General features: G+C 63.7%; 18 protein-coding genes and 3 pseudogenes. 13 read left to right on the top strand and 8 right to left on the bottom strand.

The genetic code is table 11. The annotated features are described in order from the left end of the window. The first annotated feature begins 38 nt into the window (after positions 1 to 38). From ASE85_RS19560 to ASE85_RS22675, 7 genes and pseudogenes are all read left to right on the top strand, one after another. On the top strand, positions 39 to 1,094 hold the full coding sequence (locus ASE85_RS19560; RefSeq protein WP_056692600.1) for an L-idonate 5-dehydrogenase: 1,056 nt from the start codon (positions 39 to 41) through the stop codon (positions 1,092 to 1,094). Beyond that, on the top strand, positions 1,091 to 1,426 hold the full coding sequence (locus ASE85_RS19555; protein WP_056692597.1) for a hypothetical protein: 336 nt from the start codon (positions 1,091 to 1,093) through the stop codon (positions 1,424 to 1,426). Before ASE85_RS19560 ends, ASE85_RS19555 begins: the two co-directional genes overlap by 4 nt. Before the next feature lie 45 nt (positions 1,427 to 1,471). Beyond that, positions 1,472 to 2,554 carry a LacI family DNA-binding transcriptional regulator gene (locus ASE85_RS19550; protein ID WP_200928409.1) on the top strand — a complete coding sequence of 361 codons (1,083 nt, stop codon included), beginning with the start codon at positions 1,472 to 1,474 and terminating at the stop codon, positions 2,552 to 2,554. Between the two features lies 1 nt (position 2,555). Continuing rightward, on the top strand, positions 2,556 to 3,437 hold the full coding sequence (locus tag ASE85_RS19545) for an NAD(P)-dependent oxidoreductase (protein ID WP_056692591.1): 882 nt from the start codon (positions 2,556 to 2,558) through the stop codon (positions 3,435 to 3,437). After that, positions 3,434 to 3,928 carry a gluconokinase gene (locus ASE85_RS19540; protein WP_056692588.1) on the top strand — a complete coding sequence of 165 codons (495 nt, stop codon included), beginning with the start codon at positions 3,434 to 3,436 and terminating at the stop codon, positions 3,926 to 3,928. Before ASE85_RS19545 ends, ASE85_RS19540 begins: the two co-directional genes overlap by 4 nt. Positions 3,929 to 3,968: 40 nt before the next feature. Further along, complete coding sequence (locus ASE85_RS19535; RefSeq protein ID WP_235523621.1) at positions 3,969 to 5,318, top strand: MFS transporter; 1,350 nt, start codon at positions 3,969 to 3,971, stop codon at positions 5,316 to 5,318. A 77-nt stretch (positions 5,319 to 5,395) separates the two neighbouring features. Further along, positions 5,396 to 5,785 (top strand): annotated as a pseudogene (locus ASE85_RS22675) (endonuclease domain-containing protein); the annotation flags it as partial. Between the two features lie 223 nt (positions 5,786 to 6,008). Here the strand turns inward: ASE85_RS22675 and ASE85_RS19530 are convergent. Together ASE85_RS19530 and ASE85_RS19525 are read right to left on the bottom strand one after the other, a co-directional pair. Beyond that, a complete protein-coding gene (locus tag ASE85_RS19530; RefSeq protein WP_056692582.1) occupies positions 6,009 to 6,953 on the bottom strand; it encodes an isocitrate lyase/PEP mutase family protein in 945 nt (314 codons plus the stop codon). Positions 6,954 to 7,047: 94 nt separating this feature from the next. Next, a complete protein-coding gene (locus tag ASE85_RS19525; RefSeq protein ID WP_056692579.1) occupies positions 7,048 to 9,894 on the bottom strand; it encodes a TonB-dependent receptor in 2,847 nt (948 codons plus the stop codon). Positions 9,895 to 10,175: 281 nt separating this feature from the next. Between ASE85_RS19525 and ASE85_RS19520 the strand changes: the two genes are divergently transcribed. Both ASE85_RS19520 and ASE85_RS24245 read left to right on the top strand, forming a co-directional pair. Further along, a complete protein-coding gene (locus ASE85_RS19520) occupies positions 10,176 to 11,279 on the top strand; it encodes an NAD(P)-dependent alcohol dehydrogenase (RefSeq protein ID WP_056692577.1) in 1,104 nt (367 codons plus the stop codon). A gap of 180 nt (positions 11,280 to 11,459) precedes the next feature. Next, a complete protein-coding gene (locus tag ASE85_RS24245) occupies positions 11,460 to 11,591 on the top strand; it encodes a hypothetical protein (protein ID WP_268795142.1) in 132 nt (43 codons plus the stop codon). 6 nt (positions 11,592 to 11,597) lie between these two features. Here the strand turns inward: ASE85_RS24245 and ASE85_RS19515 are convergent, their stop codons facing one another. Continuing rightward, the gene (locus ASE85_RS19515) at positions 11,598 to 11,897 is read right to left on the bottom strand and encodes a hypothetical protein (RefSeq protein ID WP_056692574.1); all 300 of its coding nucleotides are present in this window, start codon (positions 11,895 to 11,897) and stop codon (positions 11,598 to 11,600) included. A gap of 161 nt (positions 11,898 to 12,058) precedes the next feature. On the opposite strand from ASE85_RS19515, the gene ASE85_RS19510 reads away from it, so the two are divergent. The 3 genes from ASE85_RS19510 to ASE85_RS19500 are packed head-to-tail and all read left to right on the top strand — an operon-like array spanning position 12,059 to position 15,611. Then, positions 12,059 to 12,715, top strand: coding sequence for a response regulator transcription factor (locus tag ASE85_RS19510; RefSeq protein ID WP_056692571.1), 657 nt, complete (start codon positions 12,059 to 12,061; stop codon positions 12,713 to 12,715). Next, positions 12,712 to 15,228: an ATP-binding protein gene (locus ASE85_RS19505; RefSeq protein ID WP_056692568.1), complete on the top strand. Its 2,517-nt coding sequence runs from the start codon at positions 12,712 to 12,714 to the stop codon at positions 15,226 to 15,228. Before ASE85_RS19510 ends, ASE85_RS19505 begins: the two co-directional genes overlap by 4 nt. Beyond that, positions 15,225 to 15,611: a response regulator gene (locus ASE85_RS19500; protein WP_056692565.1), complete on the top strand. Its 387-nt coding sequence runs from the start codon at positions 15,225 to 15,227 to the stop codon at positions 15,609 to 15,611. Before ASE85_RS19505 ends, ASE85_RS19500 begins: the two co-directional genes overlap by 4 nt. 8 nt (positions 15,612 to 15,619) lie before the next feature. Here ASE85_RS19500 and ASE85_RS19495 read toward each other — a convergent pair whose 3' ends face one another. From ASE85_RS19495 to ASE85_RS19470, 5 genes and pseudogenes are all read right to left on the bottom strand, one after another. Beyond that, the gene (locus ASE85_RS19495) at positions 15,620 to 15,838 is read right to left on the bottom strand and encodes a hypothetical protein (RefSeq protein WP_056692561.1); all 219 of its coding nucleotides are present in this window, start codon (positions 15,836 to 15,838) and stop codon (positions 15,620 to 15,622) included. A gap of 52 nt (positions 15,839 to 15,890) precedes the next feature. Next, positions 15,891 to 16,037 (bottom strand): cbb3-type cytochrome oxidase assembly protein CcoS, encoded by a 147-nt coding sequence (gene ccoS / locus ASE85_RS19490; protein ID WP_056692558.1) that lies wholly within the window; start codon positions 16,035 to 16,037, stop codon positions 15,891 to 15,893. Next, positions 16,034 to 16,563, bottom strand: a pseudogene (locus tag ASE85_RS22670) (P-type ATPase); the annotation flags it as partial. The gene ccoS and the pseudogene ASE85_RS22670, both read right to left, overlap by 4 nt. Positions 16,564 to 16,922: 359 nt before the next feature. Beyond that, positions 16,923 to 17,249, bottom strand: a complete 327-nt coding sequence (locus ASE85_RS19475; RefSeq protein WP_056692549.1) for a hypothetical protein — start codon at positions 17,247 to 17,249, stop codon at positions 16,923 to 16,925. Positions 17,250 to 17,292: 43 nt separating this feature from the next. After that, a pseudogene (locus tag ASE85_RS19470) lies at positions 17,293 to 17,460 on the bottom strand (response regulator); the annotation flags it as partial. A gap of 249 nt (positions 17,461 to 17,709) precedes the next feature. On the opposite strand from ASE85_RS19470, the gene ASE85_RS19465 reads away from it, so the two are divergent. Then, a complete protein-coding gene (locus tag ASE85_RS19465) occupies positions 17,710 to 18,060 on the top strand; it encodes a hypothetical protein (protein ID WP_056692544.1) in 351 nt (116 codons plus the stop codon). The last annotated feature ends 147 nt before the right edge of the window (positions 18,061 to 18,207 follow it).

Here is an 18,207-nt window from a genome sequence, read left to right as displayed (position 1 = left end):
TGTGACAAATGATATCGGTCCCATCAAAGGAGAGGCACATGCTGGCTGCGATATGTCACGGGAAGAAGGATCTGCGGGTGGAGGCCCGCGCGGAGCCGGCGCTGGCCGCCGACGAGGTTCGGGTCGGCGTCGCCTATGGCGGGATTTGCGGGTCGGACATGCACTATTATCATCGCGGCGCCGTAGGCGACTTCGCGGTGCGCGAACCGATGGCGCTGGGCCATGAAATTTCCGGCGTCGTGCTGGAGGTCGGATCGGCCATCACCCATGTCGAACCGGGCATGAAGGCCGCACTCGACCCCAGCCGCCCCTGCCTCACCTGCGACTTTTGCCGCGCCGGCCGCATGAATCTCTGTACCGACATGGTCTTCCTGGGTAGCGCCGGGCGCTTCCCCCATGTGCAGGGCGGCTTTTCCGAAACCCTCATCCTGCGCGGCGATCAGATCATTCCGGTTCCGGCCGATGCCGACTTGCTCGCTCTCTCGGTCGCCGAACCGCTCTCCATCGGCCTCCACGCCGTGAATCGCGCCGGTCCTTTGATGGGCAAGCGCGTCATCGTGACCGGCTCCGGCCCGATCGGCCTGCTGACCGCGCGCTGCGCCTTATATGCCGGCGCGATCGAAGTGGTCTGCACCGATGTCGAGGATGCCGCCCTCGCCGTCGCCCGCGACCGGATGGGCGCCACCCGCACCATCAACGTCGCGACCGATCCCGACGCGCTGGCCGACTATGCCGGCCCCGCCGGCCATTTCGACGTCGCGTTCGAAGCCTCCGGCGCGCCCTCCGCCCTGCTCTCGCTCTTCCCCATCGTCCGGCGCGGCGGCCGCATCGTTCAGGTCGGCATGCTCCCGCCCGGTACGGCCCCCATCCCGGTCAACCCGCTGCAATCGCGCGAGATCGAATTTGTCGGCGCCTTCCGCGCCAATGGCGAGTTTCGCCTCGCCGTCGACCTGATCGTCAGCGGCGCGATAGACGTCAGCCCGATCCTGTCGGGCACCTTCCCGCTCGAACGATCGGTCGACGCCTTCGAACAGGCCGGCGACCGCTCCCGCTTCGTCAAACTGCACATCGCCATCAACAAGGATATCCTGTGATCACACGCACCGCCATTTTCGAAGGCACGATCAAGCCGGGCTTCGAGGATCGTTTCCGCGAAGAGGTCCGCACCCGTCTCGCCCCGCTCTGGGGCCAGTTTCCCCATGGCAGCAACGTCCGCCTCTTCTTCGTCGATCAGGTCGATGACGGCGCGCCGCCGATCGCGATGATCCAGCAGGTCGACTATCCCTCGCTCGCCGCGCTGGAGGAGGCGCTCGCCTCTCCCATCCGCACCCAGGCCCGCGCCCTGACGCTGGAATTGCTGGAGATGTTCGAGGGGCGTTTCTATCACATCATCAGCGGCGGCAACGCAGTGGCCGACGCCGCCTGACGCTGATATGCGACAGGCATCGCAGCCATCAGGAAAGCCCCGCCCATGAGCCGTCCCCCCCGCGAAACCACCGCCCCTGCCGATCCGAAACCCGGCCGGCGCGCGTCGCAGCGCCCGACCATCCGTGACGTATCGCGGCTGGCCGGCGTGTCGCGCATGACGGTGTCGCGGGTGCTGAGCGATCCCGAACTGGTCCTGCCGACCACGCGGGACAAGGTGCTCAAGGCCGTCGCCGACCTCGGCTACGTCCCTGACAAGACGGCCGGCAGCCTGTCCAGCCGCCGCACCGGCTTCATCGCGCTGATGCTCCCGACGCTCACCAACGCCAACTTCGCGGCGGTCGCCCACGGCCTGACGGAAGCGTTGCGGGAAGCCAATTATCATCTGCTGATCGCCTATACCGACTATGACATGGCGGAGGAGGAGCGGCAGCTTCTGAACCTCCTCGCCCGCCGGCCCGAAGCGATCGTGCTGACCGGCGCGATGCACCGGCGCAATGCGTCGCGCATGCTGATGGCCGCCGACGTGCCGGTGGTCGAGATTGCCGACCTGCCGAGCCAGCCGATCGAACATGCGATCGGCTTTTCCAACTATCAGGTCGGCCGCACCGCCGCCCGCTATCTGCTCGATCGCGGTTTCACCCGCATCGGCGCGCTCGCCGCCTCGCCCGACGGCGAAGTCACCGACCATCGCGGCGAAGAACGTATGCGCGGGTTCGAGGATGAACTGCGCTTCGCCCGCCTGCCCACCGACGCCGTCCTGCGTCATGGCAGCGCGCCGGTCAGCTTCCACCATGGCGCCACCGCCTTTCGGACGCTGGTGGAGGCGCAGCCGGATATCGAGGCGATCTTCGCCGTGTCCGACCTTTCCGCCGTCGGCGCGGTGATGGAGGCGCAGCGCATGAATATCCGCATCCCCGACGATATTTCCATCATGGGGTTCGGCGACTTCGAAATCGGGCGGGAGATCAACCCCGCCCTCACCACCATCCATGTCGACTTCCGCGCGCTGGGGCTTCGCACCGGCAAGATGCTGGTCGACATGCTCGCCAGCGATGCCAACCCGGCCCCGTCGATCGTGGACGTCGGCCTGCGCATCGTGGAGCGGGCCTCCATCAAGGACAGATAATATGCGACTTGCGGTCATCGGCGTGGGTGTCATGGGGTCGGCGATCGCCGGCCGCCTGCTGGGCAGGGGGATCACCCTCCACCTCTATGACCGCGATCCTGCGCAGATGGCCACGCTGGTCGCCCGTGGCGCAATCGCCGCCGCCAGCGCGCGCGAAGCCACGGCCAATGCCGACCATGTCATCATCAGCCTCAACAGCGCTGCCATCGTGGAGCAGGCCGTCTTCGGCCTCGATGGCGTGGCACAGGGGGCGGATGCGACCAAACTCCTCATCGACATGTCCAGCATCGACGCCGGCCGCACCGCCACCATGGCGCAGCGGCTGCGCGAAGCGACCGGCATGGGCTGGGTGGACGCCCCCTTGTCAGGGGGCGCCCCCGCCGCCGCGCAGGGCAAGCTGACCCTGATGGTCGGCGGCACGGCGGACGATTTCGACCGCGCCCGTATCGTGCTGGATCACCTGTCCAGCACCATCACCCTGTTCGGCCCACCCGGCGCGGGCCAGACGGTGAAGCTGATCAACCAAATCCTCTGCGCCAATTACTTCATGGCCGTCGCCGAAGCGGTCCGCTTTGCCGAAGCGCATGGCGTGGACGCCACGCTGATCCCCGCCGCGCTCGCCGGCGGCCGCGCCGACAGCCGCATCCTACAGGAATATATGGCGAAGATGGCACGGCGCGATTACACGCCGACCGGCCGGATCGACAATATGCTCAAGGATCTGGAAACGGTTCAGGCCTCCGCGCTCGCCACCCGCACTCCGTTGCCCGTCACCTCGCTGATCGCCGACCTGCACCGCATGGCCGTCGCCGGTGGCCTCGGCCCGGCCGACAGCGCCGCCTATATGCGCCTGTTCGACATGGACGGGGAGCAGCCGGCATGACTCGCGCCATCGTGGTGATGGGCGTGGCGGGCTGCGGCAAATCCACTTTGGCGGAGGCGCTGGCGGCCCATTTGCGCTGGACCTTCGTGGAGGGCGACCTCTGCCACCCCCCCGAAAATGTCACCCGCATGACCGCCGGCATTCCGCTGGACGATGCAGCGCGCCAACCCTTCCTGCGCAATGTCGCCACCGCGCTGGCAGAATCGCAGGACGGCGCCGTCGCTTCCTGTTCCGCGCTCAAGCGCGGCTATCGCGACCTGATCCGGCAGGACGTCGGAGACATATTGTTCGTTCTGCCCCATTTGTCGCGCGCCGATCTGGAACAGCGCATGAAGCAGCGGCCCGACCATTTCATGCCGACATCCCTGCTCGACAGCCAGCTCGCCACGCTGGAACCGCCCGACCCGGACGAGCGGGCGCTGGTTCTCGACGGCAATCTGCCCGTCGCCGAACAGGTTCGCCGGATCGCAGCCGCGCTGCACTTTTCATAAAGAGGCTGCCGTCGCCAGCCCGCAAGACGAGAGGATGACCATGGCCCTGATGCCCCAGCCGGACATCGCCGCCCCTGACGCCACCGACCAGCGCCCATGGCCGAACCCGCGCCGGGCCTGGACCGTGGCGCTGCTGCTGTCGCTCGCCTCGATCGCGTCGCAGTTCGACCGGGTCGTCCTCAACCTGACCGTCGAACCGGTGAAGGCGGAATTTGGCCTCGACGACACCAGCTTCGCGCTGTTGCAGGGGGTGGCGTTCGGAATCTTCTACACGCTGGGCGCAGTACCGCTCGGCCGCCTCGCCGACCGCTATGAGCGGCGCATCGTGCTGGGCATCAGCCTCTTCTTCTTCAGCCTCGCCTCCATGGCGTCGGGCCTGTCCCGCAATTTCTCGCAACTTTTCCTCTCGCGCGTTGCGGTCGGCTGCGGTGAAGCCAGCGTCACGCCCAGCGGCCTTTCGCTGCTCAGCGACCTCTTCCCGCCCGAAAAGCTCGGCCGCGCCGTCAGCGTCTTTTTCCTGAGCGCCCCGTTCGGCATCGGCCTTGCCTTCATGGCCGGGGGCAAGCTGCTCCAGTCGCTCACTGAACGCTGGCATGGTACCGGCCTGCCTTTCGGCCTCGAACCCTGGCAGGCGGCTTTCCTGATCGTCGGCGCGCCCGGCCTGCTGCTCGCGCCGCTGCTGCTCTTCATGAAGGAGCCGGAACGGCGCGGCCCCGGCGGCAAAGCCCCGCTCAGCATCGCCGAAGTGCTGGGCGTGATCCGCGCCCGCCGCCGCGCGCTCACTCTGATGTTCGCCGGTTTCTCGATGGTGACAGTGGTGAACTTCGCCTATAATGTCTGGACGCCCGCGCTGTTCGCCCGCGTCTATGGCTGGACCCCGGCGGAGGTCGGCATCGGCTTCGGCCTCATCATGATGATCTGCGGCACGGGCGGCACCTATTTCGCCGGCTGGCTCAGCGACCGGCTGACCCGCGCCGGCCATGTCGACGCCCATCTGCGCGTCGCCGCCTTCGGCTTCCTCGCCTGCGGCGTCTTCGGCACGCTCGCCCCGCTGATGCCCAACGCCTGGGCCGCACTGGCGCTGATCGCCCCTGCCATGTTCCTTAGCTGTATGCCCGTCCCCTGCGCCGGCACCGCGTTGCAACTCATCCTCCCCAACCGCGCACGGGGGCAGGTGACGGCGCTCTACATCATGGTGATTTCGCTGGTCGGCATCGGCATCGGCCCGGTGGTGATCGGCTTCATGACCGACCATCTCTTCACCGCCCCCACCGACATCCGCTATTCGCTCGCGATCGTCGTCGGCTGCGCCGCGCCGATCATGTGCGGCCTGCTGCTGCTGGCGCTCAAGCCGTACAGAGCGCTGCGGCTGGCAGGGCTGGCGGGGTGACTTGATGCTACCCTCCCTGAAAGGGAGGGGCCGGGGGTGGGCATGCGCGCGAAGCGTGCCTTGATACCATCGCCCTCATGCGCCGCGTCCCAGAACATATGACCGCCAATGCCCGCGCCCTGCGGAACGGTCAGACCGATGCCGAACGGCTGGTATGGAAACAAGTGTCTCGCTACCGCCCGCGCTTTACCCGACAACTCGTCGTCGGCCCCTGTATATTGGACATGGCTTGCCGGACGGCCAGGCTGGCGCTGGAGTTTGATGGCTCTCAGCATGGTGATGCCCAGGCCTATGATGCCCGCCGCACGGCCTTTCTGGAGGAAGCCGGATGGACGGTTCTGCGCCTCTGGAACAGCGACATGTTGGAAAATCTCGACGGCGTGCTGTCTGTGATACTGGACAAGACCGCCGAGTGCCTCGGCGGAACCCACCCCCAACCCCTCCCTTTCAGGGAGGGGAGAAGAAGGGCCACTAGAGACTCATCCTGTCCTACTCTTACCCCATCTGCTATCCCAAACCCGGCTCTTTCCCACCGTCCGCCCTCACGACATAAAATGTCCAACATTCATTCCAAAATGTCGCAATCAGCGGGAAATGTGCGAAGTTAAGCGCCGGCTTTCCTACATCCGGCACAAAAAAAGCCCGGTCGCGTGCAGTCGACCGGGCTTCCAGGGGAGAGGGATTCAAGCCTTACAGGCGGTCGTCGATCGATGAGCGGACGAACCCGGCGGGGAAGTCCTCCACATGATTGCCGACGATCGTATATTCCTTGGCCCGGCCGGAGAAACGGCCTTCCAGTTCCATATAGCTTTGCGGGTCGAACAAGGGCGTGGCGCTCATGCCCATGATGCCGGTCGCGTCCGCCTTCTCGCAGGTATAGTCGCAACCCTGCTGGGCGAAATTGCGGATGCCATGTTCCAGCATCCCGTCCATCGCGGCCTTGAGCGTATAGTGCATCGTCATCATGTTGAAGCCGAGCGGGTGCAACTGGTCCACCGTCACCGCGGGCTTGCCGTCGATGTTGCGCACGTCGGGAAACATCTTCCACCCCGGCACCTTGGATGACACATATTGGGCATGGGCCAGCGTGCCGATCTTGACCACGGTGGTCATCTTCGCACCCAGTTCATGCGCCAGCCGCATCCGCTCGCAGCCTTCGTCCATCTGCGTTTCCGGGTCGGCATTGGTACGTGCGATCAGGAAGCAGTTGGTGCCCTCCAGCGCCGCGAGCGCCGCCCGCACCTTTTCCAGATAGCGTTCGCGCGGCAGCAGGCCGGTGGATTCCTCCATATCGTCGGCATCCTCAAGCTGGAGCGCGGTCGCGCCCGCCATCGCCATGCGCCGGGCGCTGCGATACACCGCCAGCGGCCCGCCAAAGCCATCCTCGATATCGGCGGCCAGCGGAATGGGCGACGTCTGGCTGATGCGGCTGGTGATCCATTCCACATCGGTCAGGTTGCTGAAGCCATAGTCGATCACGCCGTTCATCGCGATCGACACTTCGCCGCCCGACAGCATCATCGCTTCGAAGCCGACCATCTCCACCGCCCGCGCCGACGCACAGTCATAGACGCAGGGGGCGACGATGCACTTGTCGCTGGTTTCAAGCAGTTGTTGCAGAGACTTTTTCGCCATGGGCTTGCTGATGTCCTTTGTTGGATGGATTGGTGTCTGTTGGCCCGGCCCTCGTCCGGGTGGAAAGAGGGCCGGTGCCGCTAAAGTCGAACATTTACATGCGGATGCGGGCGCCGACCTTGAAGTAGCGGCCGATCGGATCGAAATAGACCTGATTCGTGCCGCCCTGCGCGCTGGCGGCGAGCGGCGGATCTTTATCCAGCAGGTTGTTGACCACGCCGAACAGCTCGAACTGGTCGTTCACCTTCACCGTCGCGCCAAGGTCGAGATAGAAGCGGCTGGCGACCCGGTTATTGTTCACGCTGTTGGGCAGGCCAGGCGAATAGCCATCATCCTGCGGCCCTACCAGCGTCGTGTCGAACACCCCCTTGGGGATATATTTGCCGTGGAGGTTCAGCGCCACGCTGCCCAGATCCCAAAGGACCGTGCCGTCCACGATCCAGTCGGGAACGCCCGTCGTGGTACCGGGGCGATAGCCGGTCTGGCCGGTACGGTCGATGCCGCCAATCTCCAGCTTCAGATAGCGGGTGGCGAGCAGGCGGAAGTCCAGGCTGCCCAGCTTGCCGGCATCGGTGCGATAGCTGGCCTCGAAGTCGATGCCGCGATTGCGCACCTGACTGACATTCTGGAGCACGTCGCTGACGCTGGTGAGCGCCCCCGATGCGTCACGCTGCACATAGTTGCACAATGCCGTCTGCCCAGCCGCGCAGCGATCCACGACAACCTGCGCACCCAGCGTCGAGATCGCGCCTTTCAGGTCTATGTCATAATAGTCGACCGAGAAGCGGAAGTTGCGCAGGAACCCCTTGGGCGCCAGCACCACGCCGGCCGTCCAGGTATCGGCTTTCTCCGGCGACAATTGCTGGTTGGCGCCCGAATAGCTGTTCACCTGAATCTGTGCGCCATTGTTCAGCGGATCGACGATCGTGGTGCGGCCCAGCGTCACCGGACCGAACAGCTCCGTCAGGTTGGGCGCACGAATGTCGCGCGACCGGGTCACACGAAAACGCACCTCCTCGATCGGCGCATAGACGCCGCCGAGCTTCCAGGTGGTCGCGTTGACGCTGGTGGTATCGAGGCCGGGGCTGGAGCGGCGATAATGGGTGCGGCGGACTGCGCCATTAAACTCCAGCGTTTGCGCGAAGGGCACATCCTTCAGGACCGGCGCCAGCGCTTCCAGATAGGCTTCGGCGACGCGGATGCTGCCATTCACCGCCTTGCCGTTGAACGACCAGAAGGCGTTGGCGGTGGACAGGGCGTCAGCGGTGCCGACCGCCTTGTCGCTACGATATTCGCCGCCGGCCGCGATCGAGAAGTCCCCGCCCGGCAGCGCGAAGAGCGCACCATTGATATTGGCGGCGATCACATGTTCGGTCGTGTCTGTGGTCTGATAGCCGGATGGCGCGATATAGGCGGCGGCCTCCGGCGAGATATTGCCCGAACCGAACAGGTTGATCGGCGCGCAATTGGGATCGTCATTGGCGGTGCTGGCGTCGGCATTGATGCCGCACACCACCTGCCCGTTCACAGTGACGGCATTAGCCGCATTGGTGACGCGGGAGGCGACGACGTTACCCGTATAATCTTGCCGGAATTCGTTGCGACCATATTGATAATAGGCGTCCCAGCGCCAGTTGTCGCTGATCTTGCCCTCCAGCGAGAGGACCGCGCGATAGGTCTGGTTGTCGCTATGGTTGACCGACCCGCCCAGATCCATCAGCGCGCGGCCAAGGCTGAACGATGTGATGGCGTTGGCGTCCATGATCGCCGCGACGCCATCGGGCAGATAGGCGTTGTTACGCTGGATCGTCTGCGTCGTGCGGGCGACCGATCCGATTACCATGCCCTTCGACCGGGCGTAGGACAGGTCGGCGCTGACCTTCAGCGCATCGGAAAATTCATAGGAGGCCTGACTGTAGGTGACGAAGCGCTTGACCGGCGGGATCAGCAATATGCCATCCAGGAAGCCGTTGCGCACTGATTCCTCGCCACCCTGGGTAAAGAGCGGCGACGGATTGGTGCCATAAATGGTGCCGAAGTCGTAATTGTGCGTCGTGCCGTCCGGATTGAACGCCAGCCCACGCAGCGGTCCCGAATTGGCGACGATCAGGCCACCGGACGAGATAGTACCGGTGCCGGCCGGGCCGCCCCGGATGCTGGCGGGCAGGCCGCCCGCACCCGCAGGCGTGTTGCCGATCAACTGTTCGCGCGGGCACCAGCTGCGGGTGTAGCAATCGCCCATCCCGTCCGACTTGTCATATTCGCCCGCGATCATGAAATGGCCACGATCATCGGCGAATTTCGTGCCCCAGGCGAGTTGAGCGTTCTGCTGCCCATAATCGCCCCGGCTGGAAATACCGGCCTGCACCGATCCTTTGAGACCCGTCAGGTCGCGATCGAGGATGAAGTTCACGACGCCCGCAACCGCGTCCGACCCATAGGCCGCCGACGCGCCGCCGGTCACGACTTCGGTACGCGACACCAGCGAGCTGGGAATCAGGTTGACGTCGATCGTTCCCTGCGTGGTCGATGGTACGAACCGCTTGCCATCCAGCAGCACCAGCGTCCGCGTCGCACCAAGACCGCGCAGGTCGAGCACGCGCGCGCCAATATTGCCGCCCGCTGCCTGCTGCGTCGCTGGCGTCACCAGCGGACGGAAGGACGGCAGTTCGTTGAGGGCATCGCCGACATTGGTGATGGCGCGCTGGGCCAGTCGCTCCTCGCCGACCACGGTGACGGGCGTGGGCGCATTGAAACCGGACCGTGCAATGCGCGAACCGGTGACGACGATATCGGCCGTCGCCGAGTCATCCCCTTCCGCCTGTTGCTGCGCCGGCTGGGACGCAGCCTCCTGCCCCATGGCCGGCACGACCAGCGCACACAATGCCGCGCCGCCGCCCATCAGCCCATATTTGAAGCGATTCACCAAAGTACGATGCATCAATACATCCTCCCAACACTGCCGGATCTGTCACCCGCTTGCTCGTGATATCGGTCACATTAACGAACATTTCGGGACAAGGCAATCCCCTTACAGGCAGGAAATGACATAGGCTTTAACCAAGACAGTTTCGCAATTTCCCTCACTATTTGGCTTTTTGCCGTTCGATTTTGAATGAAGGCGATGGAAAAATCGGATGGCGCGAATCGCAGGCTTGGCCACGACATCGCTATTTGATATCGGTCCCATGAAATGCACATGAGCAGAAGGAAGAGGATCACATGGATATTCGCGCCGCCATTGTCGAAGCATCGGATCGTCCGATGGTCATCCGTCCCCTGACCATCGAAGCACCCCGCGCCGGCGAACTGCTGGTCCGCCTGGTCGCCACGGGGGTCTGCCATACCGATGCGACCATGTGGCAACAGGGCGTACCGGTGCCCCAACCGGTAGTGCTGGGCCATGAAGGCGCCGGCATTGTCGAGCAGGTGGGCGAGGGCGTGACCTACATCCGGCCGGGCGATCCCGTCGTGATGAGCTATAATAGCTGCGGTACCTGTCCAACTTGCTGTTCGGATCACGGCAGCTATTGCCACGACTTCTTCCCGCGCAATTTCTTTGGCACCCGGCCCGACGGCAGCAGCGCACTGCGGGCAGAGGACGGAAGTCCGGTCTTCGCCAACATCTTCGGCCAATCCTCCTTCGCCACCCATGCCATCTGCCATGCCCGCAATGCGGTGGTCGTGCCTCGCGACCTGGACCTGCGTATCGCCGGGCCGCTGGGCTGCGGCATATTGACCGGTGCCGGCGCGGTGATGAATGCGCTGAAAGTCCAGTCGGGCCAGAGTGTTGCCGTGCTGGGCGCAGGGTCGGTCGGGTTGTCCGCGATCATGGCGGCGAAGGTCGCGGGCGCGGCCTCGATCATCGCGGTAGACCTCAATCCGGAACGGCTGGCACTAGCGACCGAACTGGGCGCGACGCTGGCCATAAACGGGGGCACCGACGATCCGGTTGCCCGCATATTTGAGACAATCCCTGCCGGCGTGGATTTCGCGATCGACTGCACCGGCCTGCCCGCCGTCATCCAGCAAGGCATCGCCATGCTGAGCGTACGCGGCACCTGCGGCATCGTCGGCGCGGCGGCGCCGGGCACGATGTTCCAGGCCGATGTTTCTCATATCATGAGCGGTGGCCGCACGATCCGGGGCATCGTGGAGGGAGACGCCGATCCCAAAAGCTTCATCCCGCATCTGGTGGCGTTGCATCAGGCCGGGCAATTCCCCTTCGACCGACTGATCCGCTTTTACCCGTTTGAGGCGATCAACGACGCTTTTCATGACTCCGAAATCGGCGCCGCGATCAAGCCGGTATTGCTGTTCGACTGACGCATGGGGCGGCCGGTGCGATGGAGCGTTCGCCTCATCGCACCGGCCGCCTTGCACTACGAATATCATATGACCGTCAGACCATGGTCGAACTTCGCTCCATGGCGGACCGGCCCGTAACAGTTTATTAGCCGCAAAATCATCCATGGGTTCCAGTGCCTCACTGCAAGGACTGATCCCATGGCCCATAGTCGGCAGGGCGTGGCTGGCGAAATCTGTTGGGTACAGGGGGAAAGTTGCGGCTTCCGCTTGCTCCAGCCAGTCAGCAGCCTCGCCCTGGCCAGCATGCTGGACGCCCTCGACCTGATCTGACCCGTCTTACGCCTTTTGCTGTAGCCAGTCGTTGATCGCGGTCAGCGCGGTGCGACTTTCGCTTAACGCGGCAGCCCTGTCCTCGCTCCCCTGATCCACCGCCTGCCAACTGGCGCTCGCAGCGGCAAAGCCCAACGTCCCTGCCAGCCCCGCGATCCGGTGTGCATCAGCCGCACCGGGCATAACAAGCGCCTGTCGCAATTCGTGTCGCAATCCCTCCACCACCGGGAGCAGCGCATCCCGCCCGAACAGCGCCGCCATGCGGGTCAGGCCGTTCAGAGCGGCGGCATTTTCATCGTCCCGCATGATCACTTCAAGTTCCGTGTCACTATGCGATCATCATGTGCCATCAAGGATAAAGATGACAGCTAATGTATTTTGCGATTGATACATAGGCGCATTACCATCACAGTCCGACACGCATCATTAACGCATTCCAACTGGGATGAATAGCACAAGGCTGGAGGATGGCGGAAACCATAGCCGGCGGCCGCGTATTGATTGCGGACGATCACCCCTTGATTCGAGAAGGCTTGGGTCTGGCCGCCCGTGCGGCGATGCCCGGCGTCACCGTCGACACTGCCGGCACCATCAGCGAGGCGCTCGACGCCCTTTCGCGCCATGGCAAATATCGGCTGATCCTGCTGGACTTCGTGCTGCCCGACGCGCGCGGCTTTTCCGGCTTCCTGCAATTGCAACATCAGGCGGGGCGGATACCAATCGCCCTTATATCTGCCAATGAAAGCGGGACTCTGGTCGAAAGCGCGCGGGCTCTGGGCGCGGCCGGCTTTCTCTACAAGACCCGCCCCTTCGACGATCTTGCCTGTGATATTCGCCGTATCGCAGAAGGACAGGCCTGTTTCCCAACGGCCGAAACGGCACGGGACGGCAGCATGTTGCGCGACCGCATCGCCAGCCTGTCCGGCGCACAGTTGCGCGTATTGATCGCACTGTCGGACGGGCGACTGAACAAGCAGATTGCCGCCGATCTCGACGTATCGGAAGCCACGGTCAAGGCGCATCTGACCGCCATTTTCCGCAAGCTGGACGTCGGCAACCGGGCGCAGGCGCTGCTCGCGGTGCAACCGCTATTGGGCGACGTCACGGCCGCGCGCCCGGCATGAACGGCGCGGCGCCCCGTCCTCCGCGCGGCCTGCCCTTTCTGCTGCTGGCCCTGTTCGTGCCGCTGGGCCTGGCTGCCCTGCTCTTCTGGCTGGGTGACGAATATGGCCGCTGGAACGGCCTGCGCGAGGATGCCGACAAGAGTTTCGAACGGCGCGTGCTGCTGATCGACATCCTGTCGCAGTTGCGCGCCGCGGAATCCAGCCAGCGCGGCTATGTCATCACCCATGACTCCGAATTTGCCGGCCGCTATGGCGAATGGCACGCCCATATCGAGCAGGCCTTCGCGAATGCCGACAGGCTTTATAGCGATGTTCCCGTGCAGAGGGCGGGCTTTAACGGCCTGCATCGGCTGGCCCAGGCAAAGATTGCGGAAATGGACGAAGTGTTGCGCCTCTATGCCTCGCGGGGACCGGAAGCCGCACGCAAGCGCGTCGCCGATGGCGAAGGCAAGCGGTTGATGGCGCGATTGCAGCATCAACTGGACATGGTGATCCGGGACGAGCAGCGCATGGGCGACGCCCGTGTCATCGCCTATCGCAGCCGCACCGAAGCATTGCAGCGGGTGATGTGGATCCTGGTCGCAATCAGCAGCCTGTCGCTCGCCTTCGCGCTGCTGGGCCTGTGGCGCCAGCGCCTGTCCCAATATCAGATAGAATTGCGCGGATATGCGGCGGCACAGCGCAACGAGACGATCCTCGACAGCACCATCGATCCGATCATCATCGTCAATCCCAGCGGCACGATCGAAACGATCAACAAAGCCGCGTCGAAGATGCTGGGCTATGAACCGGCGGATCTTATCCGGCGCGATTTCGACGTGATTTCGGACATCGCGCCCGGCGTCGGCAGCTTCCTCGATCGGATCGGGCTGGTCGATGGCGAGTTGAAAATGCCCTATTGGACCGATCGGCAGGTCCGCCATCATAGCGGCCGCCTGCTGCCCGTCGATATTGCCCTTGGGCTGATGCCGCTGCCCGATGGCGACCATATCGTCATGTCGCTGCGCGATATCGTCCAGCGCAAGCGGATCGAGCGGCTGAAGGATGACCTTATCTCCACCGTCAGCCACGAACTGCGCACGCCACTGACATCGATCGTCGGCGCGCTGGCGCTGCTACGGCTGGATACGGGCAACCATCTTCAGGAAGAGCAAGCCGGTCTGGTCGTCATCGCAGAAAATAACGCTCAGCGGCTCATACGCCTGATCAACGACATGCTCGACATCGACCGGATTGATTCGGGCAAGCTGCGCATGGCCCTGGCCCCGACCGATCTGCATCATGTGCTTATGCGCGCTTGCGACGATAATGGCGGCCTGGTTCATGCCGCCGGAGCGACGCTGCACCGGGCCATCGCCGACGAACCGGTGATGATCCAGGCCGACGAGGAACGTTTGTTGCAGGTGGTCACCAACCTCCTGTCCAACGCAGTCAAGGCTGCGCCGGAGGGCAGCAAGGTTACGGTCGGCCTGCGCCGCAGCGCGGACGGTCGCCGCGCGACTGTTTATGTCGACGACCAGGGGCCAGGCATTCCGGAGGAATTTCGCTCGCGCATCTTCGGCCGGTTCGAACGCGCCGCCAATGACGAGGCGGCGCCCGGCACGGGCCTTGGCCTCGCCATTGCACGCGAGATCGTCAGCCAGCATGGCGGCGAACTATGGTTCGAGGATGCCGCTGGCGGCGGCACCCGCTTCGCCTTCTCCCTGCCGGTCATGCTGTCCGTCTCCATCCCCCGCGACCGCCTGACCGGCAAAGACGGTGGTGCCAGCATCCTCATCTGCGAAAGCAATCACGCCATCGCCCGCCAGTTGCAGTCGCAATTGTCGCAGGAAGGCTATGCCTGCCGGGTCGTCACCACCGCCCGCGCGGCACGGGATGCGATCGCCGCCAACGGCTATAATCTTTTGCTGCTCGACATGGCGCTCGACGACGCTGATGCCTTCCATTTCGCGCGCGAAGTGCGGCGGAGCGAGGGTCCGAAGGAATTATCGATTCTGATGGTGTCAGCCCCGGCTGGCGATGAAGCTGCGCCGCTGTCGCTGGATCTGGTCGACTGGATCGACAAGCCGATTGACCCCAGCCGTCTCAAAGCCGCGATTGCCGCGTCCTTTCGCCATTCCGGCATCGACCGGCCGACCGTGCTGCATCTGGACGATGATCAGGACACGCTGGAAATCACGGCCTCCGCGCTCAAAGGCAGTGCCTATATCCTCAAGGCGACGACGCTGGCCGAGGCGCGCGCGCTGCTCCGCGTCGAAACCCCGCATCTGGCAATATTGGACGTCCATCTGGAAAACGGGCTGGGCCTCGACCTGCTGCCTGACCTGGTGGACGAACAGGGCGTGGCCATTCCCACCATCATCTATTCGGCGCATGACATCGACCTGGAAATTTCAGGGCAAATCGACGCCATATTGGTCAAGTCGCGCACATCGCTGCCCGACCTCAAGGCGACCGTGCGCCGCGTGGTCGCGACCCGCCACACCAAGGGAGGGGGAGACGAGGGAGCATGAGCGAAGCGGACAGATTGCGCATCCTTTATGTCGATGACGACAAGGATATCCGCCACATCGTCAAATTGTCGCTCGCGCTCGACCCCGCTATCGAACTACGCCTTTGCGCCGATGGAGCAGAGGCGTTGCATGCGGCCAAGACGGACGACTGGCGACCGGACCTCGTCATGCTGGACGTAATGATGCCGCGCATGGATGGTCCAACCCTGATGGTCGAACTGCGCGACCTGCCCGGTTTCGCCGGCAAGCCCTTCGTCTTCGTGACCGCCCGCGCGCGGGAGGCCGATGTGCACAGCTATCACGAAGCCGGCGCTAGGGGAGTGATCCTGAAGCCTTTCAACCCGCTGACCCTGGCCAGCAGCGTGCGTGCGCTGGTCGACTGATCAGCGGGCTAGCGGGCGCTTTGCTGCGTCATATTGCCGTTGACCTCATCTGCGCCGGTTTGCTGCGTCTCGAAAAAGCCGAAGCCCATGGCGATAGCCAGCACGGCGATCACAAGCACAAGGCTGACCACCAGGATATTGCGCGTTACCCGCGTGCGCGATCCGCTGCGCGCTTCCGTCTCCGATACATGGGTAACAACCTCACCATCTTCCCGTTCCTTGTGCATCCCATATCTCCTTCAAGGGTAGACAACAGGAGGCGGCGGCACGAGTTCCGATTCAGTCTTCATCCCCATCGGCGAGCATCCGCATCGCTGCACCGTCCAGGTCATCATATTGGCCGTTGCGCCGCGCCAGGAAGAAGACGCCGAGCGCCATGAGCCCGCACAACAGAGCGATGGGAATGAGGACGACCAGACCGGTCATTTCGCGCTCCCGTTGAGGCGGAGGGCGTTGGCGACGACGATCAGCGAGGACAGTGACATGGCCACTGCCGCGACCAGCGGAGTCCCCTGGCCCGCGATCGCCAATGGCACAGCCAGCATATTGTAGCCGATGGCGAGGCCGAAATTCTGCTTCACCACTCGTACCGTCCGTCGCACGCCCCGCAGCGTCACCGCGACCGGCGCCAGCCGATCGTCCAGGAAGACAGCATCGGCCGTCAACTGGCTGGCGTCACTGGCCGATGTCGGCGCCATGCTGGCATGGCCAGCCGCTCCAGTGCCGATCCATCCTTCACCAGCACCCCGGGCCGCATCAGCGCGCCGCAGGCGACCACCTGCGCGGCCGGCACCGCCAGCCCCAGGGCGCAGGAACAGGTGATGAGCAACACAGCCACCGCGATCAGCAAGACCTGGTGCACGCCAGCGCCGGCGATCATCCATCCCGCGAAAGAAAGGGCAGCGAGCAGATGGACGCAGGGCGCGTAAAGGCGCGCCGCTCGATCGGCTAGCCATGCCCGCTGCATGACAGAGGCGCGGGCCACGACCTATCCGTAAATGGCCGTAAAGGCGGCGCGATCGGGGTGAGCGAGATAGGACATCGCGCGCTTAACTTCGCACATTTCCCGCTGGATGCGACATTTCAGAACATATGTTGGACATTTTGTTGCGGAAGTGGCGGCATGAGTGGTGCGGCGCTTATAGCAAGGACAGGGGCGATAGGACAGAATTGGGTGGGGTGGATTTGGATAGCTTGTGGAATGGCGGCTAGAGCATCGTGCGGAAAAGTGGGAACCGGTTTTCCGCTTAAAACGATGCGAAAACAAAAAACTAGAGCGCGCGACCTGCATAGGATCTAACGCAGCGCGCTCTAGGATTTGCGCCGTCGCCAGATGATATAGGCGAGTGAAACCGGTACAGCGGCCAAAAGATATATGATGGGGAAAACAAGTCCCCACACCAACATGGCCGCCAAGTCGCCACGGCCGGGATTGCCGTGAAAATTCGGATCGTAATCCATAGAAATTGGTGTTGGATGGGCCGAGATATATGCGGCTGCGCCAAAGCAAAGGACAGGGATAATTCCCAAGCGCGATATCCACCATCGCCATGAATAGGCTGGGCTGAAAATCCTGCCTAGCAACATGCAAAGGCCAATGATGAACAACTGCGGAAGGAGGACAATGACAAACATCATTCCGTTATCATGCGCCGATGAGAGCATGTTCGCCAATAGTGGTCATGCCGTCGATATCGGGCATGCGCACGTCGAGCAGCACGCAGCCCGGCTCCAGCCTCGCCGCTTCCTTCAGAAATTCATGGCCGCCCTCGAACAGGCGGACGGCGTAGCCGCTGGTTCGCAGCATGAAGGACAGCGACCGGCGGGTCGCATCGTCATCGTCGACCACATGGAGGGATTGGGCTTGCTCATGCGCATCTTCGGCTCAGTCTTCGGCGAGAACGTGGGCGAGGCGGTTCTGCTGGTCCAGAATGAGAAGCGCGCGGGGCCGTATCGCGACACGATTGCCGCTGGCCGCCTGCCCGCGACGCGGGGCAGGACAGACCATAGACGTCATTGTAGCAGGGCGGCCCTCATGCTAACATCACCACCGGGCCGCATCATAATCCTTGAGTCATTGTCGATGATGGAGCGGTGCATGACGAACCCTGCGCATGTCATGGTGCTTGGCCTTCTTGCCAGCGGATGCGTGACCGACACGCCTGCGGACGCTTCTCCGTCCCCGACCGAAACGCGCCGTTTGCCCGGCACCGGCGGAATCATGGCGCCGCCATCCGACCCCGAAGCAGCGATTCGATCCGAATTCGCGGCAATCGAGCGCAAGGGCACGGCGCAGGCCTATGCCCTGTTCGCCCGGCGTCATCCCGGTCACGCCCTGGCCGAGGAGGCCCGTCGGCGGGCGGCGGCCCTGGACGGACAAGCCCCCCGGCATGGCGATCCGGCTCCCTGTCCGGGCGGCGATCCGCGCAATTGCCAGACATCTTCCTGATTTTATGTGGAGTCGCCTCCCCGAAAATCGAGACAATACAATATACTACAAATTTACTTACACTATGGCCTTGATTTATTGACATAATGTAATGCTTGGCACGGAATAGAAATAATGCCATGAGTGCGCACAATAAAACGGTCGCCA

The sequence above is a fragment of the Sphingobium sp. Leaf26 genome, assembly GCF_001421665.1.
Lineage (GTDB): Bacteria > Pseudomonadota > Alphaproteobacteria > Sphingomonadales > Sphingomonadaceae > Sphingobium.
This window is presented reverse-complemented; position numbering and strand designations above follow the sequence as displayed.

Bases quoted from the DNA above. Each gene is read 5' to 3' on its own strand.
- ASE85_RS19560 (WP_056692600.1), top strand. From the start codon at position 39: ATGCTGGCTGCGATATGTCACGGGAAGAAGGATCTGCGGGTGGAGGCC.
- ASE85_RS19550 (WP_200928409.1), top strand. From the start codon at position 1,472: ATGAGCCGTCCCCCCCGCGAAACCACCGCCCCTGCCGATCCGAAACCC.
- ASE85_RS19545 (WP_056692591.1), top strand. From the start codon at position 2,556: ATGCGACTTGCGGTCATCGGCGTGGGTGTCATGGGGTCGGCGATCGCC.
- ASE85_RS19540 (WP_056692588.1), top strand. From the start codon at position 3,434: ATGACTCGCGCCATCGTGGTGATGGGCGTGGCGGGCTGCGGCAAATCC.
- ASE85_RS19535 (WP_235523621.1), top strand. From the start codon at position 3,969: ATGGCCCTGATGCCCCAGCCGGACATCGCCGCCCCTGACGCCACCGAC.
- ASE85_RS19530 (WP_056692582.1), bottom strand. From the start codon at position 6,953: ATGGCGAAAAAGTCTCTGCAACAACTGCTTGAAACCAGCGACAAGTGC.
- ASE85_RS19525 (WP_056692579.1), bottom strand. From the start codon at position 9,894: ATGCATCGTACTTTGGTGAATCGCTTCAAATATGGGCTGATGGGCGGC.
- ASE85_RS19520 (WP_056692577.1), top strand. From the start codon at position 10,176: ATGGATATTCGCGCCGCCATTGTCGAAGCATCGGATCGTCCGATGGTC.
- ASE85_RS24245 (WP_268795142.1), top strand. From the start codon at position 11,460: ATGGCCCATAGTCGGCAGGGCGTGGCTGGCGAAATCTGTTGGGTACAG.
- ASE85_RS19515 (WP_056692574.1), bottom strand. From the start codon at position 11,897: ATGCGGGACGATGAAAATGCCGCCGCTCTGAACGGCCTGACCCGCATG.
- ASE85_RS19510 (WP_056692571.1), top strand. From the start codon at position 12,059: ATGGCGGAAACCATAGCCGGCGGCCGCGTATTGATTGCGGACGATCAC.
- ASE85_RS19505 (WP_056692568.1), top strand. From the start codon at position 12,712: ATGAACGGCGCGGCGCCCCGTCCTCCGCGCGGCCTGCCCTTTCTGCTG.
- ASE85_RS19500 (WP_056692565.1), top strand. From the start codon at position 15,225: ATGAGCGAAGCGGACAGATTGCGCATCCTTTATGTCGATGACGACAAG.
- ASE85_RS19495 (WP_056692561.1), bottom strand. From the start codon at position 15,838: ATGCACAAGGAACGGGAAGATGGTGAGGTTGTTACCCATGTATCGGAG.
- ccoS (WP_056692558.1), bottom strand. From the start codon at position 16,037: ATGACCGGTCTGGTCGTCCTCATTCCCATCGCTCTGTTGTGCGGGCTC.
- ASE85_RS19475 (WP_056692549.1), bottom strand. From the start codon at position 17,249: ATGATGTTTGTCATTGTCCTCCTTCCGCAGTTGTTCATCATTGGCCTT.
- ASE85_RS19465 (WP_056692544.1), top strand. From the start codon at position 17,710: ATGACGAACCCTGCGCATGTCATGGTGCTTGGCCTTCTTGCCAGCGGA.